10 protein-coding genes and 1 pseudogene are annotated in these 11,302 nt (G+C 57.9%); 4 read left to right on the forward strand and 7 right to left on the reverse strand.

The genetic code is table 11. The features are described 5' to 3' along the window. The first annotated feature begins 357 nt into the window (after window positions 1–357). Both FBZ97_RS28245 and FBZ97_RS28250 read left to right on the forward strand, forming a co-directional pair. Window positions 358–1,833: an N-6 DNA methylase gene (locus FBZ97_RS28245; RefSeq protein ID WP_145323673.1), complete on the forward strand. Its 1,476-nt coding sequence runs from the start codon at window positions 358–360 to the stop codon at window positions 1,831–1,833. Then, window positions 1,823–2,770 carry a hypothetical protein gene (locus FBZ97_RS28250; protein WP_145323671.1) on the forward strand — a complete coding sequence of 316 codons (948 nt, stop codon included), beginning with the start codon at window positions 1,823–1,825 and terminating at the stop codon, window positions 2,768–2,770. The genes FBZ97_RS28245 and FBZ97_RS28250 overlap by 11 nt, the downstream gene beginning before the upstream one ends. Window positions 2,771–3,114: 344 nt before the next feature. On the opposite strand, the gene FBZ97_RS28255 is transcribed toward FBZ97_RS28250, so the two are convergent. From FBZ97_RS28255 to FBZ97_RS28270, 4 genes are all read right to left on the reverse strand, one after another. Continuing rightward, window positions 3,115–3,603 carry a GNAT family N-acetyltransferase gene (locus FBZ97_RS28255; protein WP_145323669.1) on the reverse strand — a complete coding sequence of 163 codons (489 nt, stop codon included), beginning with the start codon at window positions 3,601–3,603 and terminating at the stop codon, window positions 3,115–3,117. A 99-nt stretch (window positions 3,604–3,702) separates the two neighbouring features. Then, window positions 3,703–5,106 (reverse strand): hypothetical protein, encoded by a 1,404-nt coding sequence (locus FBZ97_RS28260; protein WP_145323667.1) that lies wholly within the window; start codon window positions 5,104–5,106, stop codon window positions 3,703–3,705. Window positions 5,107–5,133: 27 nt separating this feature from the next. Further along, complete coding sequence (locus FBZ97_RS28265; RefSeq protein WP_246661883.1) at window positions 5,134–6,192, reverse strand: class I SAM-dependent methyltransferase; 1,059 nt, start codon at window positions 6,190–6,192, stop codon at window positions 5,134–5,136. Between the two features lie 204 nt (window positions 6,193–6,396). Continuing rightward, a complete protein-coding gene (locus FBZ97_RS28270) occupies window positions 6,397–7,056 on the reverse strand; it encodes a LuxR family transcriptional regulator (protein WP_246661884.1) in 660 nt (219 codons plus the stop codon). A gap of 658 nt (window positions 7,057–7,714) precedes the next feature. Between FBZ97_RS28270 and FBZ97_RS28275 the strand changes: the two genes are divergently transcribed. Further along, window positions 7,715–8,419 (forward strand): autoinducer binding domain-containing protein, encoded by a 705-nt coding sequence (locus tag FBZ97_RS28275; protein ID WP_113354743.1) that lies wholly within the window; start codon window positions 7,715–7,717, stop codon window positions 8,417–8,419. 3 nt (window positions 8,420–8,422) lie between these two features. On the opposite strand, the gene FBZ97_RS28280 is transcribed toward FBZ97_RS28275, so the two are convergent. Next, window positions 8,423–8,743, reverse strand: a complete 321-nt coding sequence (locus FBZ97_RS28280; protein WP_145323663.1) for a transcriptional repressor TraM — start codon at window positions 8,741–8,743, stop codon at window positions 8,423–8,425. Window positions 8,744–8,979: 236 nt separating this feature from the next. On the opposite strand from FBZ97_RS28280, the gene FBZ97_RS28285 reads away from it, so the two are divergent. Next, window positions 8,980–9,201 carry a helix-turn-helix transcriptional regulator gene (locus FBZ97_RS28285; RefSeq protein WP_069610815.1) on the forward strand — a complete coding sequence of 74 codons (222 nt, stop codon included), beginning with the start codon at window positions 8,980–8,982 and terminating at the stop codon, window positions 9,199–9,201. 111 nt (window positions 9,202–9,312) lie between these two features. Here the strand turns inward: FBZ97_RS28285 and FBZ97_RS28290 are convergent. Then, window positions 9,313–10,482 (reverse strand): annotated as a pseudogene (locus FBZ97_RS28290) (ATP-binding protein). A gap of 212 nt (window positions 10,483–10,694) precedes the next feature. Next, on the reverse strand, window positions 10,695–11,297 hold the full coding sequence (locus FBZ97_RS28295; protein WP_145323661.1) for a TraH family protein: 603 nt from the start codon (window positions 11,295–11,297) through the stop codon (window positions 10,695–10,697). Window positions 11,298–11,302 lie beyond the last annotated feature (5 nt).

Genomic DNA, 11,302 nt, shown 5'->3' on the forward strand with positions numbered 1-11,302 from the left:
TACAATCGGCCGAACACACCGCTGCAGCCCGTCGCCCTTACGATTGCCGCGGCTCACTTTTGGCGCTCGGCACACGAGCAAGCGGCGCGGCTGCCTCCGAACCATACAACACCGGGTACCACACACCGGCAGATGTGCTTGCCAACCTGCAGAAGGATTATACCGGTTTCCCCAACCTTGGGCCTCCTCTCCACATATCTCTGCCTGAAGCAATGATCTGTCTGGAAGGAAGATCGGTTGAGCTCGCGGGCTCGCCATCAGCAGCGTTTGCATCTCTTAAGCGTTCTTTGTATGTTCTGCCCATCGCTGGCGACGTGGTCAGTTGAAACAGCGGATGGGGTGGGAAAAGGTAGGGCGATGATAAAGGGTGAGTCGGCTATTTTTAGCCAGAAACAATCTGGCGCGTATTTCACGCCAAGCGATGTCGCGCAGGCTCTCGTGAGTTGGGTGCTTCGTCGGCCGTCCGACCGGCTGATAGATCCGTCATGCGGCGACGGCCAATTCATTTCCGTCCACCATAAATCCGTCGGCATCGAGCAAAACCCGCTTTCCGCTCAAGCTGCCATTGCGGCCGCACCCTGGGCGCTGGTTCATAAAGGCGATTTCTTCGCTTGGGCTGCCGAAACGCGCGAGCGCTTCGAATGCGCAGCGGGCAATCCTCCATTTATTCGCTATCAAAGTTTCAAGGGCGACGTCCGACGCCGCGCACTGGATCTGTGTTCGCAATATGGCGCGCACTTCTCCGGCCTGACATCGTCCTGGGCGCCGTTCCTGGTGGCAACCGCCTCGCTGCTGAAGCCGGACGGACGGATGGCTTTCGTGGTGCCAGCAGAAATCGGGCATGCGCCATATGCCGCCCCTCTCGTGGAATACCTTGTCGGCTCCTTTGCTGAGGTTCACATCATCGCTATCCGGCGAAAGCTATTTCCATCGCTTTCGGAAGATTGCTGGCTGCTTTATGCCGAAGGCCACGGCGGTTCAACGTCCCGCATTGGCCTGACAGTGTGCGAGACATTCAAGCCCGACAAACACAGGCCGAAGCCTGATATCTTCGTCGACGTCGATGAATGGCGCACGACCTGGTCGCGTCGCCTGAGACCGTACCTCTTGTCGAAGAATGTTCGCGACATCTATGCGACGGTCATCCAGGATCCGACAAGCAAACGGTTCGGCGATATAGCCTCCATTGGTATCGGGTATGTGAGCGGAGACAATGACTTTTTCCATCTGCGGCCATCGGAGGCCAAGCGACTGGGAATTCCGGCTGCATTTCTTCATCCCAGCCTGCGCAACGGCCGGGCGATGCCGAGCAGCCAGATTACCGAGGCAACTGTCGAAGCTTGGACCAAAAGTGATGATAAGGTTCTTCTCCTTCGACTGACGCGCGGACAGGAACTGCCGTCGAGCGTGCAGCGCTATCTGAACAGCAGTGCCGGCCGTGAAGCCCGCCTCGGCTACAAGTGCCGCAATCGCGCGCCGTGGTATGCCGTGCCGGATGTGCAGATACCGGACTTCGTCCTGAGCTACATGTCGGGTCGATCCGCGAACCTCGTGCAAAACCTCGCCGGTGTGACCTGCACCAACAGCGTTCACTCGGTGCGTGTCCGTGATCGTGCGCTTGCAGCCAAGTTGCTGCCGCAATGGACAACCCCATTCGTGCGGCTGAGTTGCGAGCTTGAAGGGCACGCGCTCGGCGGCGGAATGTTGAAGCTGGAGCCCCGGGAAGCTTCGCGCATTCTCTTTCCAGCGGAGGCCAGAGCCGCTGAAGCCCACAACGACGCATTGGAAGATGCGATCAACACGCTTCATCGTTGGAGGCATTATGCCGAGTAATCTGGAGGCGAAGACCTGCCAATGGACCAATCAGTCTGATGCCTTGGCGGCTTTTGCCGAGTTCACTGGCAAGACCCAGAGCGCCAGCCACATCAAGCCGCTGCATTGGTATGTAGCCTGTCGATTGGTCATCGAAGGCGGCTTTGATCCAGACGATATCGTACCCCGCCCACCATTTCGTATAAAGCGCCGTTCCGGAAAGCCCCCTCTTCTCGAATACGAACCGGCTTCGGCAGGAGGTGGCGAGCGGACCGTCCTTGGCGGCTTGAAGACCAAGAACGTCGACGTCGTGGTGACGCGCGAGGGTATTGGCCCGGTTCTGGCCGTTTCATGCAAGGGAGTGACCGGTGCATTCCGAAACCTGACGAACCGCATGGAAGAGACGATCGGTGAGTGTACCAATCTGCACATCACGTATCCGGCACTGGTTCTAGGCTACCTCGTCCTGCTACGTGCAAACCGAATGATTGAAACTGCACTTGACGATGCCGCCGAAGTCGCCGCAGATGCGGAGCAGGCAAGCGAAGGTGCCAAGACGCTTGCCGCCAACGACGTCGCTATGACGGAAGGTGGCGAACCGGTTGCCGGTATCGTCCGCTTTCATAATGCGCTGCGCGAACTCGTCGGCCGGCGCGGCATTCGCGACGATGTAAGCCGTTACGAGGCGATAGGCTTCGGTCTGGTCGAAATGCACGGGACTAGACGAAACAGCCTGCTCGATAGTTTTCCTGGTCCCGATAGCCCGCTTCGATTGAGCGGCTTCTTCGACACTCTGTATGCTCGCTATGATGAGCGCTTTGTGGTCAGCGCTCCCGATCTCTCGCGCACTACGAGACGACTGGAATGGGATCCTGCATCACCGGCCTTTAAGGTGCCGGATCTGGACTATATGCCGCGAGTGGGTGGAGAGATCGCGCCAGTCGAAAGTTCTGATTAAAATTCGCACTACTGGCAAGTATATAAAAGGCTGCTTCTCTCAACGGGGAAGCCCGACGCGCGTAATCGCCGCGATGAGACCTGATGGTGGCAGGAGATCTCTGATCTTCAATAGCGGCATTCAACTGGTCGGTTGCCTAGCATCCCACGACGACGTTCCGATTTCGCGCGAGGTATTTGATGAAAAATGGCTCGGCGCGAAAAATATTGGCCCCTGACCTTTGCCCCGTTTCTTTAAGGCTAGACCAGCATTTGCTCCATCACGTGAGCTTCGAAGTCCATCTTACGTGAGAAGATTTGCCGCGGGCCTGCCAGCCAGCTGGTCGAGGGTGGCCTGAGGGGTGCTCATCCGCCCAGTCGCCACACCATGATGATGTCGTCGATTGCCCTGCCGTCGTCGAGCACTCCGCCGGGAATTCGACCAACCTCGACAAAACCATGGCGCCGATAGAATCGCGCCGCGACCGTATTCTCGGCGTTGACCGCGAGTTCCAACTGCAGAATTCCAAGACTTCTTGCATAATCTGAAACCGTGGTCAGAAGATCGGCCGCGGCGCCGGATCCGCGCGCACTCTTTCGCACATAAACACTCACGAGGGTTGCGCGATGCGCCAATTTCCTCGGACGATGACGTGAGAGGCCCATCATCCCAACCGGCTCCTCTTTGATGAAAGCGACGAAAGCCGGCTCGTTCAACCGGTTGCGCCACTCCTCGTCCGAAAGATCTACCCAATCTTCGTGCACGCTCGCAAATGCGGACGGTTCGCAGGAAAGTGCCTCCAGGCGAATGCGGCGGAAGACTTCGACATCGTCGATTGTTAGGCGCCTGATCATTAGCCTCCGTGCGTTCGACGACATATCCATCTCCGGTAGAGTAGGGCCAGTTATAACGGGTGAGGGGGCCGTATGTTTCAGTTTCTCCGAGGCGGTTTGTTACGACCACCGTGCCCACTGCCACTCCGGCGGCGGAGCATGAAGCCCCCTGTTTCTCGCGCGCTCTGTCAGTTCCGCCCAAATCGGATCGCCGGTAAAACTCGCGAGATCACCGCATGCGTCGGTAAGCGACAGTTTACCATAGATCTCCAGCAGACCCATCACGGTCTCGTTCTCCAAGGCCGCAAAGGGAGAACCGTTATGTGGTTTCAGCACGCGATGTCCCCATACTCCTGGACAGGCGTCGGCGCGGAGGGAGTTCAACAGATCAGTTTCACCTGTCTTCCCGAGCGCTGTCGCAAGAACATGGCGCATGAGGGGATAGTAGACGACCTGACGACATCCACCGAGAACGCGTGTTCCTGGCAGGATTGAGATCACCAGAAACGCGACAAACAGGCTGGGCACGATTCTGCGTTCCCGAAGCGCTTCCGCGATACAGCTGGGCTGGAATGGCACGTCGGAGCGGGATCCCGTAATGTCCGACAGATCGCCATTTTTCAACTGCAAGGGATAGATCTTGCCTTCTGCCAATCCCCAGAACAGGTCTGTCGTTCTGCGAATCCATCCTGTCCATGGCCCGGTGTCAAGTTCATCGATCGCCTCCAGGATGGCGGAAGCCCATGCGCCATCTCCACCGATACACTTCGAAAGCCATGAGCCCGTATCTTCAAGGTGATCTGCCACGAGATCCGCGACATCGATGTCGTCAATCTGAAGCAACTGAATCGGCTCCGGAAAAAACCGCGTCCATAGTGCCTGATTCCCGGCTTTAATCGCCTCGGCGGCCGATGCGAAGCCTTCGCTCGGCAGGATCGCTTTCAACCTCGCCGCAGACGGATTGGCCGCTTCGCTCCTTTCGATTCCCGACAACAGGAAATTGTAGGCGCCATTCGATCCACATAGGCTGTAGGCGTCCATTCGGCTTCGCGGCAGGCCGAACACATTGATCGTTTCGTTCTCAAGATTGAGCCAGCCGGGCCCCTTCTTCGCCTTCTCGATGAATTTGACGGTGGAGGCGCCATACCAGATATGCCATCGAAGCCGATGGGCGCTAAGACCAAGCAGGCTGAACAGATGTGTGTAAAAGCTATCGGGCTCTATCAGCAGATGGCAATGTGGTCCGGTTTGCATGACAGGAGCCGCGGCCAATTGATCCGCAGCCTCTCGCGCCCGCGCGCGATCGGCACCTGACCTCAGTGCCGCCCGTTCGACACACGCTTTCAGCCGGATCATGGCATCGTCGCGGATAGCGCAACCGGCGCGGTGGCGCTCGACCTCGTAAACAGCTCTTGCGTAATCGTTAAGCTCGCGGCTCCAGAACTGGTCAAGGCCTGGCATCACATGTGACAAGGTCCTCTTCAGGTCCGCCGGGGTCAAATGGCCGTCGCCGCTCGCATCCATGCGTGTCCGGTTCCTTGTCTTGACCCCTCATATGGCACTGTCAGAATCCACCGCAGCGCGAGCAGTCCGCCACGCCCACCGCTCATCGAGCGGCGGCGCTGTCTCGTGCGCAAAAATAAGAGGCAGCTGCTCATAGCAAAATTCCTCTGGAATCGCCGGCTTCACCATCGAGGTGACGAACTCTCGCAGTGACGCGGCCGAATTGGACGAAACGATCGTGTAGAAATTGCCGCTATTCCATGTGACGACGGAATAGCTGAAATAGGATCCCAGCGCGGTGATCGACGTCTCCAGGTCCACCTGGAACTTCGTCATGGTGTCGAGAACCTCGTGCTTCTTGGCCACGATCTCGGTTTTCGAGAAATAGCGCGACTTGAATTGTTCGTCCTTCTGGCGCTCGCGTTCCAGATAGGCATCGACGTCCGGATGCGCGATCTTTTGCACCTGTATAAGCAGGCCGCCGGGTCTGATCCGAGGCGCGATGACGGCGAGTTGCTCCTTCCGGTCACGACCGTACATTTGAAAGGTCGTATCTTCGAAAAGTAGATCATAGCCGTCCCGGAATGGCTGGAGATTTTCATCGGTCGCATATCGTTCGTCGTCGAGCTCGAAGAACGGACCGTGATGGAAATGGGCATGCTCGCTTCCGCGCCGCGCGAAGAAACTGATGCGATTTCCGTCCGTGGGACTGCAGCAGAGCGTTTTCAGCCTCCCGTCGCCGAGCCTTGCCAGCGATCTCGAAAGCGTGCCAGCTCCGGCCCCGAGCGTATAAACGGCAGCGGCTTGCCGCCTGCGTCCCCATGCGTGCAGGGCAAGGACGAGCATCGCGGCGCCCAATCGGCACTCCTCTTCCAGGCGATAGGGAATGCTCGCGAAATAATGGTTGTCGAAATTCCCCCAAAGGCGGCGGTGCGTGTCCCAGAACGCCATGCAGTCAAGATCGAATTCCAGGAGCGATAAGTCGGGTTCGGGAGTGGCGAGGTCAGGCATTCCGCCAAGACCTCGAGCGGTTCGCTCAAAAAACGGCGCGAACGCGTTCAGGCGGGGCGCCTTTCGCCAAGCCTCGATCGTTTGCCTATCAACCATGTTTCAAATCCTTCCCGTCGGGTCGAAAGGAGCAGCCGCGTCACGATGCGATCACGGCTTTGGACTGGGTCGTCGTCAGCAGGCTGAAACGGCGGCTCCGTGATGCACAGATGTCATCGAGGTGGGATGGCGGAGCAATCGGCCGATTTTGTTAGATTGACGAGCAAGCGAAGGCTGTCGGATTGGCGCCGAGTGGCATTTGGCTCATACATCGATCATCTCCAGGAAACTGGCCCTGGCGACCGCCTGATAGAGCGTCCTGGCGCCGAGCTTGCGCCTGGCCAGGCGCAGATAAAGTCGTACCGTGCCTTCGGAAATCCCCAGCGTGGCGGCAATGCGCTTGGGAAGCTCACCGAGCGCGACAAGCCGCAGGCACTCGCGCTCGCGGCGGGATAGTATGTCGTGCTCGCGAAAGGCGCGAAGGCCGGAGACAGGTAAAGCCTTGTCATGCAGATAATGGGACAGGATTTGCAATTCGTGGATGCTCGAATCGCGAAGTCTCCGCCAGTCCGACCGGCTCGCATTTGACGTTACCGAAAAGAGGGAACGCTCTCCGCGTGACCCTCTCACGGGCACGGAGAGGCCATGTCTGCCGACGCCAAACGCTCTCGCGTCCCTCAAGAACGCCTTACTTTTTTCGGACGGCACGCGCAGGGCATGCCAGTCGACCGGAAGAAGGCCGGTACGGCTGATCGCAATGACAGGATCGATCTCGAAATGGTTTTCTCGCAAATAGGTGTCCGTCCATTCGGGCGGATAGGTCGTGCGAAAGTACGGATAGCAAAGGGGAGAAATCCCGGCACGGACGACAAGGAATGTCGCATGCGCGAAGCCATAGGCCTGGCGGATTTCCGCGAGGACCAAGTCCAACTCGTCACCGTGCCGCACACGCTTCAGTGTTTTCAGTGTCGACGGCAACCGGCCTCGACCGAAAGATGTTTCCTCCGCGCCCGACCCCGTCATCGGTCCATGGCTCGGGCGGCGCGGCGTTTGACGAAGCCCCTTCTCAGCTCGTCGCTTTCCAATGGCTTGTCGCTTACCAATGATCTTCCTTGTCACGATCCAGATCTTCTCGAATCCGGCGATCGGACGTGCCGAGGGCCCTGAATGAGCCTCATCCAAGTCCGACGGAATGCCTGATCGCCAAGATCGCCGCCCAACGGAGCGTGGGCAATATGAGGATTCACCAAGTCCCCTCCAAGGACGACGGACAGCTGCCGCAGGTGGCGCAAGCGTCGGGCTTCGTGTTGCTTGGGACCATGCAAGGAGCCGAGCCACGAGCGAACCGCTTTCCGTGTTCTACCGTGGGGGCCGAAGTTTGGTTCAGGACACCCCCGAACTTGAAACGAAAAAATCACTACCCGTTAAGCGCGAATGACGTTATCATAAAACGTTCACAAACACCGGGTGATGCGAGCACGGCGGGAGGCCGTGGTCGCCGCGATGATCTGGCGTTGCGGTACCCGGCGCCGTGCGAACAGACAAAAGGGAGGACTGACGCAATCGGACTGGAGACAACTTCATGGATAGTGATCTTCGCTCTCTCATCGACATGACTGAGATCGCCCACGACGAACGCATGATCAAGAGCGCCCTGAAGACATTTGCCCATTCATGTGGCTTCGAGCGCTTCGCGTTTCTGCGGAAAGAGGGCCTGCAAATCCGAACATGCAATTCGTATTCGGAGGAATGGCAGGGCGTTTATTTCAAAAGCCGGTATTCGTTAATCGATCCCGTCATCATCGAAGCCAAACGCCGCATGGACATGTTTAGCTGGAGGGCAGATGATTGGCCGGCGCGTGGATCCTCTGAACTCAGGCGCTTTCGAGACCAGGCAATCAAACACGGCATTCGCAGCGGCGTGACGATACCCGTCGAAGGAAGCTTCGGCTCCACGATGATGCTGACCTTCGCGTCCTCGGCACAATCGGCCGACATTTCGAAACTCCGGGATCCGCGAAAGGCGGTTCATGCGGTGCTCGCGGTCCACTACGGCCTGAAAATCATCGCCGCCTCTACCATTCTTGCACCAAAGCGATTGCTTGCTCCCCGGGAAGCCATGTGCATGATGTGGGCCGCGAAAGGCAAAACCGCTCCAGAAACCGCGAGGCTGACGGGGATCAAGGCGAGAACGGTCCAGAATTATCTTGATAACGCTCGTCGCAAGCTCGGGGCCGCGACTGTTCCACAACTCGTCGCGATCGCGAAGGATCACGGATTGGTGTAACCGTCACGTCTCCTCGTCGAGCGGAACCTCGGGAACATAACCCAGAACGTCGATGATTTCCGAAAGCTCTCGCTGCTGTGCCTCGGCTTTCTTCTGACGCGCGAGATATTCGTCTTGCAGACTGGCAAGGACATCGGCGGAGACCGACGGGTCCGCCGACGCACGGGTCCATTCTTCGTAAACAGCCTCGTCCGCGACAAGAAGGCGACGGTGTTCAAGGATCGCGGAAACGGCCAATGCTTCCAGCTCCGATTCTTGCATCGACCGGTAGCGAGATTCACGGGCGGCCTGTTCGCCTGCCTCGGATGAGCCAGCCTCAATCATCCTTGTTTCCTCCTGCTTCATTTTCGCGGTCGCCAGGAACCGAGGCTTAGTGGCATCATGCATGCTTGCGATCGATTACCAATTTTCTGACAGTCGAGGGAAATTGATTTTTCTGTCGTTCACCGCCGAACATAAGCACCATTTGGCGCCGCGCAGGGCCTTGATTCCACATGTGGAACCGCTTTGTAGAGTATACTCCGTGGTGAAATACTCCACAAGCGGTTGCTCTCTCGATCATGGAGATTCGAGAGGTGTTCGCACGAAATCTGAAAGCTGCGCGTCTGGCCAAGGGCCTGTCGCAAGAAGAACTCGCGCATCGAGCAGGAATCGACCGAACCTATATCAGCTCCCTGGAACGCGGCGTATACAAGGCCAGTATCGTCGTGGTGGATCGCTTGGCGAGGGTCTTGGAAACAGAGGCGTCCGATCTGCTGAAACGGTTGCCGGAGGAGAAGTGAACCCGCGATCTTGACTGACGAAAATCTCGCGGGACTTTACGATAGACATCTGCTGAGAAGGAAGGAATGCCCGCGGCAGCGTCTCGGGGAGAGACGCCGCTTGCTCGCGGCTCACATTGTCCATAGGAGAGATAGCGGTGCTGCCTGGAGCTTTTCTCCAAATGGCGTCACTCGGTCGTGGTCGTGTAGGACGAGCCCTCGCACGAAACGATCACCAACCGCCTCTTGTAACTGGCGCAACCCGCGAAAATCGTCAGATTTCACCGTTGCTGACGCCTTAACTTCTATCCCAACAACCCGGCCGCGCCGATCCTCAATGATGATATCGACTTCATCTTGGTCTCTCGTCCGGTAGTGGGAGAAGGAAAAACGCCGGCCTGACCATGACGCCAGCTTCAGCAGTTCTGAAACCACGAAGCTTTCAAGCAGAGCGCCAAATCGACCCTTGTTGTCACGTAACGCATCCGCGTCGTCTTCTCGCAAAGTCGCAAGCAAGCCTGTGTCCAGAAAATGAAGCTTTGGTGTCTTGACGAGCCGGCTCAAGCGGTTGTTGGACCATGGGACAAGTGATTAGAAAGAGACACTCGAGGATCACGACGTATTTCTGTGCGGTGATGCTCGACAATCCAAGCGCCGCACCGAAACTGCTGTGATTGACCAATTGTCCAGCATGCTCCGCTAGAACTTCGGGCAACCGCGGCAACCGGTCCAACTGATCGATGTTGGCGATCTCACGTACGTCGCGGTCGAGGATCAGTTTCACATAAAATTCCAGCCAAGCGGTTCGCCGGTCGGCCGTCAGCCGACGCAAAGCTTCTGGGTAACCGCCCTGCAGCACTATCGCCATCAGGTCGTCACCAACCACCGTGTCCTCGCCGGCGAACAGCCGATCCAGCAGACGACCCGGGGTGGACCGGATCTCAGATTGGGCAAATGGCAACGGTGGGACAACGGCCATACGGCCGGCGAGCGAGTCTGCAATCGCCGGAACGGTGGCAAGGTTGGCGAGCCTGTAAGCAAGAACCGTCCGGGTTCGTCATCGCGGTCAACACTTTCTTTGATAGCCAGTATCAGTTCGGGCGCCCGTTGCACCTCATCGACGACAGCCCGTTTGATGCCTCGGATAAAGCCGATCGGGTCGGTCTTTGCTGCATTCAGCGTACCAACGTCGTCGAGGGTGATAAATGGACGATCTGAGCCAGAGACCTGTCGTGCGAGAGTCGTCTTTCCGGCTTGCCGCGGGCCGGCAATTAGCACAACACACGTGTCAGCCAGCGCCATTTCGACGATCGGTCGGCTAATTTAAAGCGTATGTCTGACCGATTTTAATTTAAAGCACGGCTGATTCATAGCCTCGGCCAATCTCCGTAGATGGCGCCTCTCAAATTATAGGGGGTTCGTCGCGCAGGGACATCAAGGGACGACACCAAGTTAATGCGTTTGGATCACACAAATTTTCTGCCCGACTTGAATAATCGTCCCCTCGCCGAGCGCTAACGCTGCCCATCGATCCGCGAAAGGTCGATCCGAATACCAGCGTCCTTCAGGTTCGATTGAGAAGCTGCCGGCTCGACAGGTTGATCGGCCATCGTCGCTTCTCGCTGGCTGGCACGAGTGGGCTGCTCTGCTGCCACGCCGCCCGGATCCTCGGCCTGAAAGACGCTCTCTCCCTCAAATTCGCCCGTCTTCCAGGCATAGACCGCGTCCTCGAATATCTGCGGGAAAACCTCGTCGCTCTTAGGATTGCCGTACCACTTGGCAACGATCCTCAGAACCTTGGCAAACATCGCAGTTCCCTTGCGAAGGTTTTCGCAAGGCTCCACGAGGTCCGGTTGCAAGTCGGCTGCATCCTTGATGCCGAGGCCAGCGGGAAATTGCGTCAAGCCGACGCGAACCACCGCCTGGCCGACATATTGCCTCACGATCGCCATCGCCTCGTCGGCCGACTTCGCCTTCGGAACGAGGATCAACCGGCGCTCGGATTTGATCGTCACGGCGAGGGGATCCGTCGAGCCGGCGGCCGCCACGAACTGCTCGACGACAGCGGGCCTGAGTGAGGGATCGGCGCATTCCTTGATAAACGCAGCATCCAACATGACGT

This window comes from Rhizobium sp. ERR 942, from assembly GCF_007828395.1.
GTDB classification, from domain to species: Bacteria; Pseudomonadota; Alphaproteobacteria; order Rhizobiales; family Rhizobiaceae; genus Rhizobium; species Rhizobium dioscoreae.

What these genes read in the sequence shown, in the direction of transcription:
- FBZ97_RS28245 (WP_145323673.1), top strand. Translation starts at nt 358, where the DNA reads ATGATAAAGGGTGAGTCGGCTATTTTTAGCCAGAAACAATCTGGCGCG.
- FBZ97_RS28250 (WP_145323671.1), top strand. Translation starts at nt 1,823, where the DNA reads ATGCCGAGTAATCTGGAGGCGAAGACCTGCCAATGGACCAATCAGTCT.
- FBZ97_RS28255 (WP_145323669.1), bottom strand. Translation starts at nt 3,603, where the DNA reads ATGATCAGGCGCCTAACAATCGACGATGTCGAAGTCTTCCGCCGCATT.
- FBZ97_RS28260 (WP_145323667.1), bottom strand. Translation starts at nt 5,106, where the DNA reads ATGGATGCGAGCGGCGACGGCCATTTGACCCCGGCGGACCTGAAGAGG.
- FBZ97_RS28265 (WP_246661883.1), bottom strand. Translation starts at nt 6,192, where the DNA reads ATGGTTGATAGGCAAACGATCGAGGCTTGGCGAAAGGCGCCCCGCCTG.
- FBZ97_RS28275 (WP_113354743.1), top strand. Translation starts at nt 7,715, where the DNA reads ATGGATAGTGATCTTCGCTCTCTCATCGACATGACTGAGATCGCCCAC.
- FBZ97_RS28280 (WP_145323663.1), bottom strand. Translation starts at nt 8,743, where the DNA reads ATGATTGAGGCTGGCTCATCCGAGGCAGGCGAACAGGCCGCCCGTGAA.
- FBZ97_RS28285 (WP_069610815.1), top strand. Translation starts at nt 8,980, where the DNA reads ATGGAGATTCGAGAGGTGTTCGCACGAAATCTGAAAGCTGCGCGTCTG.
- FBZ97_RS28295 (WP_145323661.1), bottom strand. Translation starts at nt 11,297, where the DNA reads ATGTTGGATGCTGCGTTTATCAAGGAATGCGCCGATCCCTCACTCAGG.